This window comes from Enterobacter cloacae complex sp. AR_0002 (assembly GCF_001922365.1).
Classification (GTDB): domain Bacteria; phylum Pseudomonadota; class Gammaproteobacteria; order Enterobacterales; family Enterobacteriaceae; genus Enterobacter; species Enterobacter hormaechei_C.
This window is the reverse complement of sequence record NZ_CP018814.1, coordinates 2,763,677-2,780,072: the sequence shown is the minus strand read 5'-3', so window position 1 is coordinate 2,780,072 and position 16,396 is coordinate 2,763,677. Positions and strand designations below refer to the sequence as shown.

13 protein-coding genes and 1 riboswitch are annotated in these 16,396 nt (G+C 58.2%); of the genes, 4 read left to right on the top strand and 9 right to left on the bottom strand.

Going from position 1 to position 16,396, the window contains the following annotated elements; translation table 11 throughout:
* Positions 1–84: 84 nt before the first annotated feature.
* The 4 genes from polB to araB form a co-directional block, all read right to left on the bottom strand.
* Positions 85–2,442 carry a DNA polymerase II gene (gene polB / locus AM329_RS13670; protein WP_032608483.1) on the bottom strand — a complete coding sequence of 786 codons (2,358 nt, stop codon included), beginning with the start codon at positions 2,440–2,442 and terminating at the stop codon, positions 85–87.
* A 116-nt stretch (positions 2,443–2,558) separates the two neighbouring features.
* Positions 2,559–3,254, bottom strand: coding sequence for an L-ribulose-5-phosphate 4-epimerase (gene araD / locus AM329_RS13665; RefSeq protein ID WP_032608484.1), 696 nt, complete (start codon positions 3,252–3,254; stop codon positions 2,559–2,561).
* An 86-nt stretch (positions 3,255–3,340) separates the two neighbouring features.
* On the bottom strand, positions 3,341–4,843 hold the full coding sequence (gene araA / locus AM329_RS13660; RefSeq protein WP_003856405.1) for an L-arabinose isomerase: 1,503 nt from the start codon (positions 4,841–4,843) through the stop codon (positions 3,341–3,343).
* Positions 4,844–4,853: 10 nt separating this feature from the next.
* Positions 4,854–6,563, bottom strand: coding sequence for a ribulokinase (gene araB, locus AM329_RS13655; protein ID WP_023315377.1), 1,710 nt, complete (start codon positions 6,561–6,563; stop codon positions 4,854–4,856).
* Between the two features lie 337 nt (positions 6,564–6,900).
* Here araB and araC point away from each other — a divergent pair, with 337 nt between their 5' ends.
* Entirely contained in the window at positions 6,901–7,746 is an 846-nt protein-coding gene (araC, locus tag AM329_RS13650) for an arabinose operon transcriptional regulator AraC (protein ID WP_003856402.1), read from the top strand.
* 118 nt (positions 7,747–7,864) lie between these two features.
* The gene (locus AM329_RS13645; protein WP_023324146.1) at positions 7,865–8,632 is read left to right on the top strand and encodes a DedA family protein; all 768 of its coding nucleotides are present in this window, start codon (positions 7,865–7,867) and stop codon (positions 8,630–8,632) included.
* A gap of 478 nt (positions 8,633–9,110) precedes the next feature.
* On the opposite strand, the gene thiQ is transcribed toward AM329_RS13645, so the two are convergent.
* The 4 genes from thiQ to sgrR all read right to left on the bottom strand — a co-directional run bounded on the left by thiQ (position 9,111) and on the right by sgrR (position 14,189).
* The gene (gene thiQ / locus AM329_RS13635) at positions 9,111–9,812 is read right to left on the bottom strand and encodes a thiamine ABC transporter ATP-binding protein ThiQ (RefSeq protein WP_032608486.1); all 702 of its coding nucleotides are present in this window, start codon (positions 9,810–9,812) and stop codon (positions 9,111–9,113) included.
* On the bottom strand, positions 9,796–11,406 hold the full coding sequence (gene thiP / locus AM329_RS13630; protein ID WP_032608487.1) for a thiamine/thiamine pyrophosphate ABC transporter permease ThiP: 1,611 nt from the start codon (positions 11,404–11,406) through the stop codon (positions 9,796–9,798). The genes thiQ and thiP overlap by 17 nt, the downstream gene beginning before the upstream one ends.
* The gene (gene thiB / locus AM329_RS13625) at positions 11,382–12,365 is read right to left on the bottom strand and encodes a thiamine ABC transporter substrate binding subunit (RefSeq protein WP_003856391.1); all 984 of its coding nucleotides are present in this window, start codon (positions 12,363–12,365) and stop codon (positions 11,382–11,384) included. The genes thiP and thiB overlap by 25 nt, the downstream gene beginning before the upstream one ends.
* A 31-nt stretch (positions 12,366–12,396) precedes the next feature.
* A riboswitch (TPP riboswitch) is annotated at positions 12,397–12,497 on the bottom strand.
* Positions 12,498–12,533: 36 nt separating this feature from the next.
* Complete coding sequence (gene sgrR, locus AM329_RS13620) at positions 12,534–14,189, bottom strand: HTH-type transcriptional regulator SgrR (protein ID WP_032608489.1); 1,656 nt, start codon at positions 14,187–14,189, stop codon at positions 12,534–12,536.
* A gap of 88 nt (positions 14,190–14,277) precedes the next feature.
* On the opposite strand from sgrR, the gene sgrT reads away from it, so the two are divergent.
* Together sgrT and AM329_RS13610 are read left to right on the top strand one after the other, a co-directional pair.
* A complete protein-coding gene (gene sgrT, locus AM329_RS13615; RefSeq protein WP_003856388.1) occupies positions 14,278–14,430 on the top strand; it encodes a glucose uptake inhibitor SgrT in 153 nt (50 codons plus the stop codon).
* Between the two features lie 121 nt (positions 14,431–14,551).
* Entirely contained in the window at positions 14,552–15,730 is a 1,179-nt protein-coding gene (locus AM329_RS13610) for a sugar efflux transporter (RefSeq protein ID WP_003856386.1), read from the top strand.
* A 58-nt stretch (positions 15,731–15,788) separates the two neighbouring features.
* On the opposite strand, the gene leuD is transcribed toward AM329_RS13610, so the two are convergent.
* Positions 15,789–16,394: a 3-isopropylmalate dehydratase small subunit gene (leuD, locus tag AM329_RS13605; RefSeq protein WP_032608490.1), complete on the bottom strand. Its 606-nt coding sequence runs from the start codon at positions 16,392–16,394 to the stop codon at positions 15,789–15,791.
* Positions 16,395–16,396: the final 2 nt, after the last annotated feature.

The window sequence follows — 16,396 nt, the reverse complement described above, 5'->3', positions numbered from 1 at the left end:
CCGTCAAAAAAGACGGTCATCGAAAAATGGGTCCGGGAATGGAAAGGGCGCTATGGTACTGGATGGCAACGGTTTCGTCACGCGTCAAAATAGCCCAAGTTGTCCTGTCACTAGTGTAGCAAAGTCGTCATTGATGAACGGTAAAATTCCCTCCGCAACCGGCTGAAGCTGGCGGGTCAGGTAGTGATCGTAATCAAGCGGAGACTGCTGGTAATCAACGGGTTCCGGGCCGTTAGTGGTCCAGACGTATTTGATCGTTCCCCGGTTCTGATACTGCGGCGCACGGCCCCGGCGAACGTTCTCTTCATCCGCCAGCCGCGCGGCGCGTACGTGGGGAGGAACGTTACGTTGATATTCGGCCAGGGGGCGGCGCAGGCGCTTGCGATACACCAGTTGGTCATCCAGTTCACCCGCCATCAGGCTGGCGATGGTGTCGCGCACATAATCCTGATAAGGCTCATTGCGGAACACCCGCAGGTAGAGCGTCTGCTGGAACTGCTGTGCCAGCGGCGTCCAGTCGGTGCGCACTGTCTCCAGCCCTTTAAACACCATCCGCTGCGTGTCACCTTCCTGAATCAGCCCGGCGTAGCGCTTCTTGCTGCCCTGGTCGGTTCCGCGAATGGTCGGCATTAAAAAGCGGGCAAAATGGGTTTCAAACTCCAGCTCTAACGCGCTGGTTAACCGCTCTTTTTGCAAACTTTCGCGCCACCAGTCGTTCACAAAGGCGACCAGATCTTTGCCGATTTGTGCGGCGTCGTCTTCCGAATGGGCGGCTTTCAGCCAGACAAAGGTGGAGTCTGTATCGCCATAAATCACATCATAGCCCCGGGATTCAATCAGCGCTTTGGTCTGGCGCATAATCTCGTGCCCGCGCATGGTGATGGACGACGCCAGACGGGGATCAAAGAAGCGGCAGGCACTGGTACCCAGCACGCCGTAAAAGGCGTTCATAATGATTTTCAGCGCCTGTGAGAGCGGCTTGTTGCCGTGGCGCTTGGCCTCATCGCGGCCGTGCCAGATGTTTCCCACAATTTCGGGCAGGCAGTGTTTTTCCCGCGAGAAGCGTGCTCCAAGAAAACCTTCGGTGCTGTGCGCATCGTCTGGCTGCGCCATCCCCTCCACCAGCCCCACCGGATCAATCAGAAACGTGCGGATAATGGACGGATACAGGCTTTTATAATCCAGCACCAGCACCGAGTCATACAGCCCGGGCCGTGAATCCATCACGTAACCGCCGGGGCTGGCCTGCGGCGGCACGTCGCCGAGGTTAGGGGCGACATAGCCCGCCCGGTGCATCCGCGGGAAATAGAGGTGGCTGAAGGCCGCTACCGAGCCGCCGTGCCTGTCGACCGCAAGGCCGTTCACCGTCGCCCGCTCCAGCAGGAAGGGCATGATCTCGGTTTTGTGGAAGATCTGCGTCACCAGCTCGCAATCTTTCAGGTTATAGGTGGCGAGCGCGGGTTTGTCTTCATTAAAGCGCCGGTCGATCTCGTCCATTCGGTCCCAGGGATTGTCGATGGATTTACCTTCGCCGAGCAGTTCCTGGGCGACCGCTTCCAGCGAGAAGGAAGAGAAGTTCCAGAAGGCGGATTTCAGCGCCTCGATGCCGTCGATAATCAGGCGACCGTTAGCCTGCGCGAAGAAAACACCGTTCTTAAAACCATGCTCACGCCACTCCAGCTCGCTGTTTCCGCGCCCCAGCATCATCGGGATACGGTAACGCTCGGCATGTTTTTGCAGCACGCGCAGGTCAAACTGCACTACGTTCCAGCCGATCAGAACATCCGGATCGTGCTCGGCAAACCACTGGTTAAGCTTCTCCAGCAGTTGCGGGCGGCTGTTGACGTACTCCAGATTAAAATCCAGCGCGGACGCATCGCCGTTTGGCGGCCCGAGCATATAGACAACCCGCTGCCCACAGCCTTCCAGACCAATGCAGTACAGTTCGCCGTGGCGGGTGGTTTCGATATCCAGCGAGACCCACTTGAGCGGGGGGCGATAATTCGGGCTAGGCTTGAGGCGCGCGTTAACGATCCTGCCATTTTGCGCGATGCCATCTACCCAGACGGGGGCGGTGATAAACCGCTCCATCAGAAAGCGTTCAGGCGGGCGAATGTCGGCCTCGTAAAGCGTCACGCCCGCTTCACGGAGCAGTTTTTCATAGCGCATTAACTGGCGATGGGCGCGGCAATAGAGGCCGTAAACCGGCTGGCGGTGGAAATCTTTCAGTTCAAGCGGGGTTATGCGCCAGCCGTTTTCTCCGCGCAGCAGCTGTTTCACTTTTTCGACGTGAGCTTCAGGAATAAAGGCCACGGACTCCTGCGGCGGGAGCGTAACGTTTAGCGGGCCGTTGTCCGTTGCCAGCCAGAATTCAACCTCAGTACCCTGAGGGGTATCCCGCCAGTGTCTGGTCAGTAAAAAGCCTTCTTGCGCCTGCGTCACGGCGTTATCCCATAAAACAAAACCAGGCCTGATTATAGCCTGGTTGAGGGGTGTTTTCTGGGGTTTTATACAGTGCCTGTTTTGCCGGATGACGCTGCGCTTATGCGGCCAACAAGCTACTGCCCGTAATACGCTTTCGCGCCGTGCTTGCGCAGATAATGCTTATCGAGCAGGGTCTGTTGCATGTCCGGCAACTGCGGTGCCAGCTGTCGACAGAAGATCCCCATATAGGCGACCTCTTCGAGCACGATCGCGTTGTGCACAGCGTCCCCCGCGTTTTTACCCCAGGCAAACGGGCCGTGGGAGTGCACCAGCACGCCGGGCATTTGCGCCGCGTCGATTCCCTGTTTTTCGAAGGTTTCGACGATCACGTTCCCGGTTTCCCATTCGTACTCACCGTTGATCTCCGCATCGGTCATCAGACGCGTGCAGGGAATGGTGCCGTAAAAGTAGTCCGCGTGGGTGGTGCCGGTCGCCGGAATAGGCTGGCCCGCCTGCGCCCAGATGGTCGCGTGACGCGAATGGGTATGCACAATCCCACCGATGGTCGGGAAGGCCTGATACAGCAGGCGGTGAGTCGGCGTATCGGAGGAGGGCTTTTTTTTGCCTTCAACCACTTCACCCGTTTCGATGCTGACCACCACCATGTCTTCTGCGGTCATTACCGTGTAATCCACGCCGGAAGGCTTGATCACGAACACCCCTTTTTCCCGGTCAACGGCGCTGACGTTGCCCCAGGTCAGGGTCACCAGGTTATGTTTTGGCAGCGCCAGGTTGGCTTCGAGTACCTGACGTTTGAGATCTTCTAACATTGTCGTCTCCTGCCGGATGGCGCTTCGCTTATCCGGCCTACAGAACCGTAGGCCCGGTAAACGAAGTGCCACCGGGCATTCAGGGCTTAGCGTTTTGAACCGTAATAGACTTCGTTCCAGCGCAGCGCGTCTTTAAAGGCTGGCAGACGGGTATCGTTATCAATCACGGTCAGTTCGATGTCGTGCAGCTCGGCAAACTGACGCATATCGTTCAGGTCAAGCGCGTGGCTGAATACGGTGTGGTGCGCGCCGCCGGCCAGGATCCAGGCTTCCGACGCGGTTGGCAGGTCAGGCTGCGCTTTCCACAAGGCGTTGGCGACCGGCAGTTTCGGCAGAGAATGCGGAGTTTCCACCGCATCGACGCAGTTCACCAGCAGGCGGAAACGGTCGCCGAGGTCGATCAGGCTGGCGTTAATGGCCGGGCCGGTACGGGTGTTGAAGATCAGACGGGCCGGATCCGCTTTGCCGCCAATGCCGAGGTACTGCACGTCGAGGATCGGTTTCTCTTCAACCGCGATGGATGGACACACTTCCAGCATGTGCGAGCCGAGCACCAGATCGTTGCCGTTCTCGAAGTGGTAGGTGTAGTCCTCCATAAAAGAGGTGCCGCCCTGTAGACCGGTTGACATCACCTTCATGATGCGAAGCAGAGCGGCAGTTTTCCAGTCGCCTTCGCCCGCAAAGCCGTAGCCCTGCTGCATCAGACGTTGTACCGCCAGACCCGGGAGCTGTTTCAGGCCGTGGAGATCTTCAAAGGTGGTGGTAAAAGCGTGGAAGCCGCCCTGTTCCAGGAAGCGCTTCATGCCCAGCTCAATGCGCGCCGCGTCCAGCACATTCTGGCGCTTGTCGCCGTTGATTTGTGCCGCAGGCGTCAGGCGGTAGCTGCTTTCGTACTCGTCCACCAGCGCGTTAACGTCGCCATCGCTGATGTCATTCACCACCTGCACCAGGTCGCCCACCGCCCAGGTGTTGACGGAGAAGCCAAATTTAATCTGCGCGGCCACTTTATCACCGTCGGTGACCGCCACTTCGCGCATGTTGTCGCCGAAACGCACCACCTTCAGGTGACGGGTATCCTGCTTAGATACCGCCTGACGCATCCAGGAGCCAATGCGTTTTTGTGCCTGGCCATCCTGCCAGTGGCCGGTCACCACGGCATGCTGTTGACGCATGCGCGCGCCGATGAAGCCGAACTCGCGGCCGCCGTGCGCGGTCTGGTTCAGGTTCATGAAGTCCATGTCGATGCTGTCCCACGGCAGGGAGGCGTTGAACTGCGTGTGGAATTGCAACAGCGGTTTGTTGAGGATAGCCAGGCCGTTGATCCACATTTTGGCTGGCGAGAAGGTGTGCAGCCACACCACCAGGCCAGCGCATTTGTCATCGTAATTGGCATCTCGGCAAATGTTGGTGATTTCGTCCGGGGTAGTCCCCAGCGGCTTCAGCACCAGTTTGCACGGCAGTTTGGCTTCCGCGTTCAGCGCATTCACAACGTGCTCCGCGTGTTTCGTCACCTGCTGCAACGCTTCCGGTCCGTACAAATGCTGGCTGCCAATCACAAACCACACTTCATAATTATTAAAAATGGTCATTATCGTGTCCTTAATGTGTCAGGGTTGCCGTAGTGTCCGCGGTGCTTTTGGCCGGGGCGGCGACAGGGAGATAGTGAAGTTCGGCGCTTTTTGCCCATTGCTGGTAGCGCTGATAAAGCTGTTCAAAGCGTTGTGCCTGCTGAGTCTGCGGATGGAGCGTATTTTCGACGGCGCTCGCCATATGCTGTTGCGCGGTCGGGATATCCGCATGGACGCCTGCGGCCACGGCAGCGAAAATCGCGGCACCCAGCGCACAGCACTGATCGGAGGCCACAATTTGCAGCGGCCGGTTCAGCACGTCGCAGCAGGCCTGCATAATCACCGGATTTTTACGGGCGATCCCGCCCAGCGCCATCACGTTGTTCACGTCAATGCCCTGGTCGATGAAGCACTCCATGATGGCGCGCGCGCCGAACGCGGTGGCGGCGATCAGGCCGCCAAACAGCGCGGGCGCGTCGGTCGCGAGGTTGAGATCGGTAATCACTCCTTTCAGACGCTGGTTGGCAAACGGCGTACGACGGCCGTTGAACCAGTCCAGCACCACCGGCAGGTGGTCGAGAGACGGATTTTTTGCCCAGGCGTCGGTGAGCTGCGGCAGGAGCTGTTTTTTGCTCGCCGTAATCTGCGTTTTCAGCTCAGGATGCGCGGCAGCCAGCTGATCCAGCGGCCAGCCGAGCACGCGGCCAAACCAGGCATAGATATCACCGAAGGCGGACTGGCCCGCTTCAAGGCCGATAAAATCAGGCACCACGCTGCCGTCAACCTGGCCGCAGATGCCTTTCACCGCGCGGTCGCCGACGCTGGCTTTATCTGCCGTCAGAATGTCACAGGTGGAGGTGCCGATAACTTTCACCAGCGTGTTGGGCTGCGCACCCGCGCCCACGGCCCCCATATGGCAGTCGAACGCGCCGCCGGAAATGGTCACGTTTTGCGGCAGACCGAGGCGTTTCGCCCACTCTTCGCAGAGCGTGCCGACCGGAATATCGGCGGTGAAGGTGTCGGTGAACAGCGGGTATGTCAGGTTTTTGTTGATGATCGGGTCGAGTTCATCGAAGAACGCTGCCGGAGGCAGACCACCCCAGCTGTCATGCCACAGCGATTTATGCCCGGCGCTGCAACGGCCGCGGCGAATATCCTGCGGACGCGTGGTGCCGGAGAGCAGGGCGGGAACCCAGTCGCACAGCTCAATCCATGACGCCGCTGCCTGTGCGACCGACGCGTCCGCGCGGGTAACGTGCAGGATCTTGGCCCAGAACCACTCGCTGGAGTAAATCCCGCCGATGTAGCGGGAGTAGTCAGTTTTGCCCGGCTGATGGCATAAGCGGGTGATGGCTTCCGCCTCTTCCACGGCGGTATGGTCTTTCCACAGCACAAACATGGCGTTCGGGTTGTCGGCAAACTCCGGTCGCAGCGCCAGTACGCGGCCTTCGGCATCGACAGGGGCAGGCGTTGAGCCGGTGCTGTCGACGCCAATCCCCACGACATCGGCCCGCTGGGCGTCGGTCAACTCCGCCAGAACGGTTTTGATCGCCGCTTCCATCGACTCGATGTAGTCCCGCGGGTGGTGACGGAACTGGTTGTTTGGCGCATCGCAGTAGCGCCCCTCTTGCCAGCGCGGATACCACTCAACGCTGGTTGCTATCTCCTGGCCAGTCGTACAGTCCACTGCCAGCGCGCGAACTGAGTCGCTGCCAAAATCGAGGCCAATTGCAATTGCCATGGTGTTGCTCCATCCAAAAAACAGGTATGGAAGAACATTAGAGACTAGGGACAAAAATCGTCAGGCAGGATCCGCTAATCTTATGGACTAAATTGCTGTAGCCACGCAAAGTGTGACGCCGTGCAAATATTCTATGTGGACATTTCTGCCGCACTTATAGACACTTTTGTTACTGCTTATCCGCCCGTGCTGGCGGAGAAATCAGGGGGAAAGGCTGAAACATGGCGGACGTAAAAGAGGCGTGATGCTTTTTGGATCTTTTCGCGGGCCATTTTTATACTGCTTTTATCGATATGGACAATTGGTTTCCTTCAGGACCCTTGGGAGAACTGAATCTATGGCCGAACCGCAAAACGATCCCTTACTGCCGGGCTACTCATTTAACGCCCATCTGGTGGCGGGACTGACGCCAATTGAGGCCGAGGGATATCTCGATTTTTACGTCGATCGCCCTCTTGGCATGAAGGGATATATCCTGAACCTGACCGTACGCGGAGAAGGCGTCGTCAAAAATGGGGATCAACAGTTTATCTGCCGCCCCGGTGATATGCTGCTGTTCCCGCCGGGGGAGATCCATCACTACGGGCGCCACCCGGATGCCAAAGAGTGGTATCACCAGTGGGTCTATTTCCGTCCGCGCGCCTACTGGCAGGAGTGGCTCTCGTGGCCGGCCATTTTCGCCCATACCGGTTTATATCGCCCGGATGAGGCGCATCTGGCGCAGTTCCGTGAGCTGTTCGCACAGATTATTGAGGCAGGGCAGGCGGGCGGGCGCTACGCCGAACTGCTGGCCATCAACCTGCTTGAACAGGTGCTGCTGCGCCGCATGGAGGCCATCAACGAGTCGCTTAATCCGCCGCTGGACAACCGCGTCCGCGACGCCTGCCAGTACATCAGCGACCACCTTGCCGACAGCCAGTTTGATATTGCCAGCGTCGCCCAGCATGTGTGCCTGTCGCCGTCACGGCTGTCGCATCTGTTCCGCCAGCAGCTTGGCGTGAGCGTACTCAGCTGGCGCGAGGATCAGCGCATCAGCCAGGCGAAACTGCTGCTCAGCACCACCCGAATGCCTATCGCCACCGTCGGGCGTAACGTCGGCTTTGAAGATCAGCTCTATTTCTCTCGCGTGTTTAAGAAGTGCACCGGTGCCAGCCCGAGCGAATTCCGTGCGGGATGTGAATAATCGGTAAACATTCAGGTGAACTTCAGGCGCATCTTGTAAACTATTCAGACAATTGATGCCTTGACGCGGTGCAGGGCGCTAAGCAGAATCGCTGATTCGTTTTCTGACCGGAATAGTTATGCAGGCATTGCTGGAACATTTTATTACCCAGTCCGTTATGTATTCGCTCATCGCTGTGGCGCTGGTGGCGTTTCTGGAGTCGCTGGCGCTGGTCGGGCTGATCCTGCCCGGCACCGTGATGATGGCGGGGCTTGGGGCGCTTATCGGCAGCGGCGAGGTCAATTTCTGGCAGGCGTGGATGGCCGGTATTATCGGCTGTTTGCTGGGGGACTGGATCTCCTTCTGGCTGGGCTGGCGCTTTAAGAAGCCGCTGCACCGCTGGTCGTTCATGAAAAAAAACAAAGCGCTGCTGGATAAAACCGAGCATGCGCTGCACCAGCACAGCATGTTCACCATCCTCGTGGGGCGCTTCGTTGGCCCAACGCGTCCGCTGGTGCCGATGGTGGCCGGGATGCTGGATCTGCCCGTCGCGAAGTTTGTGGTGCCGAATATCATCGGCTGCGTCTTCTGGCCGCCGTTCTACTTCCTGCCGGGTATCCTGGCGGGCGCGGCGATTGATATTCCTGACGGTATGCAAAGCGGTGAGTTTAAATGGCTGCTGCTGGGCACGGCGGTGCTGCTGTGGCTGGCGGTCTGGCTCTGCTGGCGCCTGTGGCGCAGCGCGAAAGCCAGTGTTGATCGTCTGACGCGCTATCTTCCGCGCACTCGCCTGCTCTGGCTGGCCCCGCTGACGTTGGGGGTGGCCGTGGTGGCGCTGATCGCGCTGATCCGCCACCCGCTGATGCCGGTGTACGGCGAGATCCTGTTAAAGGTGGTGAGCCGTTAAGGTGTTTTCCCTCTCCCTGTGGGCTGAGGGTTCCCCACAAAATAATGCCTGCACAGACGGCCCCCTCTCCCTTGAGGGAGAGGGCTGGGGTGAGGGGGAACATACGGCTCTGGTGGTCATTCCGTTCACTATATGTTCCTTGCTACTCTGTCACGACATGGCCGGTGAACGTGCCAGGGTGGCTCAGTCGCCACCACCCTTGGCGACCCGAGCTCCCGGCGGAAAATCGCCGCTTCGCGGTACCTTCGGCTTATTCCTTCAGGCTATCGGGTCGGGCATGAGCCTGCATCCATGCAGGCCACGCCCTCTCGGCGCATCCCTGCGCCTCGCCCCGGCCTACAGGAAACGCCTCAGCGATTTACAGCCGGACCAGGGCATCGCTGAAAGCCCTCAGTTATTCTGAAGGCAACGTTATCGCTTTTGCTTTCAAATTACTGGTGATCCCTCTCCCCTGTGGGAGAGGGCAAGGGTGAGGGCATCAGACCTCACGAATACCTAAAAGTGAAGATGCCCCCGCCTTACCACTCAGAAGTTCTTCTGTTTCCCCATCCCACAAAATACGTCCCTCCGCGATCACCACCGATCGCGGCGCGATGCGTGCGGCATCTTCGATGCTATGCGAAACCATCAGCATCGTCAGTTGCTCGCGCTCGCAAACCTCCTCAACCAGCGAGAGCATCTCCTGACGCAGGGCCGGGTCGAGCGCCGAAAAGGGTTCGTCAAGCAGCAGCAGCGGCTGCTTGCGCACCAGACAGCGCGCCAGCGCTACGCGCTGGCGCTGGCCGCCCGAAAGCTCCCCCGGTAGTCTGTTGATAAACGCAGCAAGGCCCATTTGTTCGGCGATCGCCTCCAGCGTCTGACGCTGCGCAACATTGAGCTTCAACCCCGGATCCATACCCAGCGCGATGTTCTGCCACACCGTAAGATGATTGAACAGATTGTTTTCCTGGAACAGCATCGACACCGGGCGCTTAGCCGGCGGAGCGTAGGTATACTCGCCATTATCAATGACGATCGACCCGCTGGCAGGCTGTAAAAAACCGGCAATCAGATTGAGCAGGGTACTTTTTCCGGCCCCGCTGGGGCCAAGCACTGCGATTCGCTCTCCCTGACGAACGGAGAGGGTAAAACGCATTGGCAGGTGCTCATAAAGCCAGGTTACATCAGTCAGTTTTAACATCACGCCCCGGAAGTTTTTCGATAACGTTAAATAACGCAAAGCACAGCAGCAACAGGAGTAGCGCCGTGACGGCGCCGTCCTGGCTACGATAGGAGCCAATTTGCTGATAAAGCCAGAACGGCAGCGTGCGGAAATCCTCGTTGCCGAAGAGGGCCACAACGCCAAAATCGCCAATCGACAGCACGCAGGCAAACGCCAGCGCCTGGGCCAGCGGACGCTTTAGCGCGCGCAGTTCGACCACCTTCAGACGCTGCCAGCCCTGCATGCCCAGCGACTGACACAGCAAACTGTAGCGGCTATTGACGTCGCGCATCGGGTTTTCCAGCACCTTGAGCGCGTAAGGGATGGCCATCAGTGCGTTGGTAAAAATGACGATGCCGCCGGCGCTTTCCGGCAGGCCGATGGTGCTGTTGAACAGTAAAAAGAATCCGGTCGCCAGCACAATGCCCGGCATCGCCAGGATCAGCATACCCGTCAGTTCCAGCGCGTGTCCGGCTTTACGGGCATGACGCGCGTGCAGTTCGCGGCTGCTCCAGAGCAGCATCATGGTCAGGATCACGCACAGTAGCCCGGCAGCCAGCGCGATGCGCAATGAGGTCCACGTTGCTTGCCACAGGACAGGCTGTTGCAGTACCGACAACACATTGCGATTCAGGCCATCAACAATAACGGCCAGCAGCGGGGGCAGCAGAAGCAGGAGTGCCAATGCGATTAGCATAAAATCCGCGACGCGGCTGTGCAGGCTGTCCTGCGGATCGCGCCAGCCTGTCAGGTTATTGCTACCTGTGGGGATCGCTTTACTTAGCCGCTGGCTGAGTAACACCAGCGCCAGGCAGCAGACCATCTGCACGATCGCCAGCAGCGCGGCGCGGCCCGGATCGTAGTCGTAACTTAAGGCCTGATAGATCGCCAGCTCAATGGTGGTGGCCTGCGGCCCGCCGCCGAGAGAAAGTACGGTCGCGAAGCTGGCGAAGCAGAGCATAAAGATTAGCGCGGCAACCGGAGCAATCTGGCGTCGCAGCCACGGCCATTCGACAAAGCGGAAGAACGACCAGCCGCGCATGCCAAGCTGGGCGGCAATCTGACGCTGCTCACCGGGAATGTTTTCCAGCGCCTGTAAAAAGAGGCGCGTCGCCATCGGCATATTGAAAAAAATATGCGCCAGCAGAATGCCTTTCAGGCCGTAAGGGGAGAAGGTCCATTCCAGACCAAGCAGGTTGAAGAGGGATGCCAGCCAGCCCTGCCGACCGTAGACGCTCAGAATGCCGAACACCGCCACCAGCACGGGCAGGATCAGCGTCATCGCGCACAGCCGCAGCAGGGCAAGCCTGCCGGGGAAACGTCTGCGATAGAGGGCGCGTGCAAGGAAAATGGCCGGGATCGCCGACAGCAGCGCGGAGAGAAACGCCTGCCAGAAGGAGAAGCGGATGACGTGCCAGAGATAGCTGTCGTGCCAGAGGGCGAGCAGATCGCTCTCTGGCGCGTTAAACCACAGCGCAAGGAATGCACCCAGGCTGACGACGACCATCAGTACGGCGGCGAGCAGCCCGGGAACTAACCAGCCGGGGATCAGCGGCTGACGGCGCGTTGCCATTCACTAATCCATGCGGCGCGCTGGGCGGCAACCTGCTGCGGCGTAAATTCCAGTGAGGTTTGCGGCTTGTTTAGCTGCTCAAAGCCTGCCGGCAGCGCAACGTCAGTGACCGGGTACATCCAGTTGCCGGTCGGAATAGCGTTCTGAAATGCCGGGGAGATCATAAATTTCAGGAATTTTTCGGCAAGCTCCGGCTGTTTGCTCGCGGCGGTGCGGGCGGCCACTTCCACCTGCAAATAATGCCCTTCAGCAAAGTTCGCGGCGGCGTAGTTGTCTTTCTTCTCGGCGATAATGTGGTAGGCCGGAGAGGTAGTGTAGCTCAGCACCAGGTCGCTTTCGCCTTTCAGGAACAGGCCATAGGCTTCGCTCCAGCCTTTGGTGACGGTAACGGTTTTCGCGGCCAGCTTCTGCCACGCTTCCGGCGTTTTATCCCCGTAAACTTTTTGCATCCACAGCAGCAGCCCCAGACCCGGCGTGCTGGTACGCGGATCTTCGTAAATCACGCGCCATTTCTGGTCACTTTCGACCAGCTCTTTCAGGCTTTTGGGCGGATTCTTCAGCTTGTTTTTATCGTAGACAAACGCAAAGTAACCGTAATCAAAGGGAACGAAGGTGTCGTTTTTCCAGCCGCCCGGTACGTTAACGGCATCTGCCGCCACGCCGCTTTTGGCGAACAGTCTGGTTTGGGTGGCGGCTTCCAGCAGGTTGTTATCCAGCCCGAGCACCACGTCGGCTTTGCTGTTTTTGCCTTCCATGCGCAGCCGGTTAAGCAGCGAGACGCCATCTTCCAGCGCCACGAATTTCAACTCGCAGTTGCAGTCCGCTTCAAAGGCTTTTTTTACCACCGGGCCAGGGCCCCAGTCGGCGGAGAAGGAGTCGTAGGTGTAGACCGTCAGAACAGGCTTAGCAAAAACAGGCAGCGCAAACAGCGCCAGCAGAGGAAGAACGTTTTTTAACACTTTGCACCTCAGGGTTGAGTGGCAAAGGATTTTGAGCGACAGCCTCAAATCCCTTCGCCGGCGTTATCCGGATCAGGTTCGACGGGTATTATCTCAGCGCACATCTGTGATGCAGCACCCCGTTGAGAACGGCGCTATTGTAATGATTTGGTGAATATTACGAAAGCGTTATGGCTCCGGCGGCGCAAACCAGGCGGATTTAAAATCAAACCAGCCCAGGGTGTTCATCCGCAGGCCGCGCATGCTGCGCTGGCCCTGGATCAGCAGCCAGTGGTGAATCAACGGTACGATCGTCTGCCCGGCCAGTAATTCCTGACACCAGGCGGCCAGATCCATTTCTCCTGCCCGCCACCGTGCGGCGTCCTGCTGCCAGTCCCGGTTGATACAGTGCTGAATCAGGGGCACTTCGTACAGGTGAGAAAAGAGCGAGAAATCAAGCGGCAGCGTAAAGTTTGCGCTGTTGAGCCAGATATCGCTGATGACGTCTCCGCGATGCCATTCATCATAATCGACTTCCTGTATCGCCAGCGTCACGCCTTCGGCTGCCAGCAGCGTGCTCATGATCCTTGCGATAAACCTGTGCTCAATGTGATCGCGATAGTAGCTGAGGGTGATGGTCTCCAGTCCGGCAGGTTTTTCACTGCGCACTGGCTGCGCATGGTGCCAGCGCGGAAGCAGGCCATAGGCCGGGAACCACCAGGTCTGGTATTGCTCCTCTGCGTGATAAATCAGGTTAGCAGGGGCAAGAATATGGCTGATCCACCTGCGTACGTCGTGGTTTGCCCCGCGATGGCTGCGGCTATCAAAGAGCAGGTAGTAGCAGCCCTCCTCCAGGCGGCTTTCGAACGCCTTTTCACCGGCTGTTGGCCCTTCCAGGGTCAGGCCTGCGCTCAGCTCTTCGTTGAGATCCGGTAACACCCAGACGTTCACTTCGTCGATCAACGCCCTGTAGCCAAAGTAATCATCAAAGGCGCGGATCTTCAGCTGATTACTGTTGTTTCGTGTAACGGAGTAGGGGCCCGTACCAATCGGCTGGCTGGAAAAATTGTTCAGGGAGCGCCACTCGGCAGGCAGGATCATTGAGGGGACGTAGCCCAGAAGCCACGGAAGCCATTTGTCCGGCTGCGATAGCTCAATATCCAGCGTCCAGGCCGTTGGGGAGTGGATCCGCGAGATATGCGAATAGAGCGGCAGCGTGCGGGCGCGCTCTAAGGAATCGATAACGTCGCGCATCACCAGCTCGCGTCCATGGTGGAAATGAATGCCGGGGCGTAAGAAAAAGCGCCAGTGGCGCGGGGAAAGCTGTTGCCAGTGGTGCGCGATATCCGCCTCCAGTTCCCCGTTTTCCTCATTTATCCGCGTCAGGCCGCTGAATATCTGCCGGGCCATGTGGGTTTCAGAGCGACGTAACGCCGTACCGGGCAACAGATTTTTCATTGGGCGGTAGTAAAGCACCCGCAGAATGTGGCGTCCCTGACGAAAGCTGCGTCCCAGATGCGAGACCAGCATCTGGCGCACGGCGGCTTTGTCGCCCACCAGCTGGACCAGCTGATCGATGCGGTCCTGCTCCAGCAGATCCTCCGCCCGCTGTTGCTGTAGCGCCAGGCCGGTATAAAGGAAAGTCAGGCGCGAGCGCTTGCCGCGTCCGGCTTCAGCCTCCCAGTTTAGCCAGCCCTGCTGCTGCATGGTGTTGAGGAGGGTACGCATATGACGCCGGGAGCAGTTGAGGAGTTCAGCCAGCTCGTTCAGCGTGGTCTCCTGCGATTGCCCCTCGCAGCACTGCCAGAGGCGGATAAATTGTTGTTGCAGACGACCAGAAGGCATAAAAGGGGAACTCCTGACAAAAAATCAGCAATTTATTAATCCCTATATTAAGCCAATAATCCTTATCGATGAAGCGAGGAGGTAAATTATGAAGAGGTCTACCGCACGTCAGTTTTATCAGCACTATTTTTCAGCGACAAAGGGAGTGTCCTGGCTGGCCCGCCAGTGCGCAGAGCAGCGGCTGAGAATACTGGAAGATCTGATGCAGTGGGACGTTACGAAACCGACCTCTTCTCGCTAACTCGCCTCGATCATGTGTGACTGAGTATTGGTGCTAATCACCCGCCAGCAAAATGTTTTTTGCTGGCTTTTTTCGTTTACTATTTCACCCAATTTCGATTCGCTTTCATAAGGACTTGCGCATGCTCTGGTTGATGACGATGGGGCGACGCCTGAATGGCGTGTACGCCGCTTTTATGCTGGTGGCCTTCATGATGGGCGTAGCCGGCGCGCTACAGGCGCCGACGCTGAGCCTGTTTCTCAGCCGCGAGGTGGGGGCGCAGCCGTTTTGGGTGGGCCTGTTCTACACCGTCAACGCCATTGCCGGGATCCTCGTCAGCCTGTGGCTGGCGAAACGATCCGACAGCCAGGGCGATCGCCGCAAGCTGATCCTCTTTTGTTGCGCAATGGCCGTGGGCAACGCGCTGCTGTTTGCCTTCAACCGCCATTACCTGACGCTCATTACCTGCGGCGTGCTGCTGGCCTCTCTGGCGAACACCGCCATGCCGCAGCTCTTCGCCCTGGCACGGGAGTACGCCGACAACTCGGCGAGGGAAGTGGTGATGTTCAGCTCGGTGATGCGTGCGCAGCTCTCGCTGGCGTGGGTCATTGGTCCCCCGCTGGCGTTCATGCTGGCGCTGAACTACGGCTTCACCACCATGTTTTCCATCGCGGCGGGGATTTTTGTCATCAGCCTGGCGCTGATAGCCTTTGCGCTGCCATCGGTGGCGCGCGTAGAGCAGGTGACGGACAAGCCCATCACGCAGGTGAGCGGCTGGCAGGATAAAAACGTCCGCATGTTGTTTATCGCCTCCACGCTGATGTGGACCTGCAACACCATGTACATTATCGATATGCCGCTGTGGATCAGCAGCGATCTGGGACTGCCCGACAAGCTCGCGGGGATCCTGATGGGCACCGCTGCCGGGCTGGAGATCCCGGCGATGATTCTGGCGGGTTACTACGTCAAACGTTTCGGAAAGCGTCGGATGATGGTCGTCGCCGTGGCGGCTGGGGTGGTGTTCTACGCGGGGCTGATCCTGTTCCATTCGCGTGAAGCTTTGCTGACGTTACAGCTGTTTAACGCGGTATTTATCGGCATCGTTGCCGGGATCGGCATGCTCTGGTTCCAGGATCTTATGCCCGGACGCGCAGGCTCTGCGACCACGCTTTTTACCAACAGCATTTCAACCGGAGTGATCCTGGCGGGGGTGATTCAGGGGGCGCTGGCGCAAAGTTACGGGCATGGCTCAGTTTACTGGGTGATTGCCGCGATTTCGGTGGTTACGCTTGGGCTGACTTGCCGGGTTAAGGATGTCTGATTTTGGAAGGCGGCTTTACGAAACAAATCAATGGCCCGCTTTTTGCGGGCCATTGTCTTTAGCCCATAAACGCAGGCTGTTTTTTCTCGTACGCGGAGATGGCGTCTTCGTGCTGGAGAGTTAAACCAATGCTGTCCAGACCGTTCAGCATGCAGTGGCGACGGAACGCATCAATGCTGAAGCTGTAGGTTTTATCCCCGGCTTTCACCACTTCCCCTTCCAGATCCACTTCAAACGCAATCCCCGGATTTGCCTGCACCAGCGCAAACAGTTCATCGACCTGTTCGTCACTCAGCGTCACCGGCAGCAGCTGGTTGTTAAAGCTGTTGCCGTAGAAGATATCCGCGAAGCTTGGGGCGATAACCACCTTAAAGCCGTAGTCGGTCAATGCCCATGGCGCATGTTCACGCGACGATCCACAGCCAAAGTTTTCCCGCGCCAGCAAAATGGAGGCGCCTTTGTATTCCGGAAAGTTCAGGACGAATTCCGGGTTTGGCACTTCGCCTTTATCGTCGAGGAAGCGCCAGTCGTTGAACAGATGCGCACCAAAACCCGTGCGCGTCACTTTCTGCAAAAACTGCTTAGGAATGATAGCGTCAGTATCGACGTTAGCGGCATCCAGCGGGACAACACGGCCCGTATGTTGGGTAAATTTCTCTGCCATGA

Coding starts and splice junctions, on each gene's coding strand:
- sgrT (WP_003856388.1), top strand. CDS start 14,278: ATGAAGAGGTCTACCGCACGTCAGTTTTATCAGCACTATTTTTCAGCG.
- sgrR (WP_032608489.1), bottom strand. CDS start 14,189: ATGCCTTCTGGTCGTCTGCAACAACAATTTATCCGCCTCTGGCAGTGC.
- araA (WP_003856405.1), bottom strand. CDS start 4,843: ATGACCATTTTTAATAATTATGAAGTGTGGTTTGTGATTGGCAGCCAG.
- araC (WP_003856402.1), top strand. CDS start 6,901: ATGGCCGAACCGCAAAACGATCCCTTACTGCCGGGCTACTCATTTAAC.
- thiQ (WP_032608486.1), bottom strand. CDS start 9,812: ATGTTAAAACTGACTGATGTAACCTGGCTTTATGAGCACCTGCCAATG.
- thiP (WP_032608487.1), bottom strand. CDS start 11,406: ATGGCAACGCGCCGTCAGCCGCTGATCCCCGGCTGGTTAGTTCCCGGG.
- araB (WP_023315377.1), bottom strand. CDS start 6,563: ATGGCAATTGCAATTGGCCTCGATTTTGGCAGCGACTCAGTTCGCGCG.
- araD (WP_032608484.1), bottom strand. CDS start 3,254: ATGTTAGAAGATCTCAAACGTCAGGTACTCGAAGCCAACCTGGCGCTG.
- AM329_RS13610 (WP_003856386.1), top strand. CDS start 14,552: ATGCTCTGGTTGATGACGATGGGGCGACGCCTGAATGGCGTGTACGCC.
- leuD (WP_032608490.1), bottom strand. CDS start 16,394: ATGGCAGAGAAATTTACCCAACATACGGGCCGTGTTGTCCCGCTGGAT.
- AM329_RS13645 (WP_023324146.1), top strand. CDS start 7,865: ATGCAGGCATTGCTGGAACATTTTATTACCCAGTCCGTTATGTATTCG.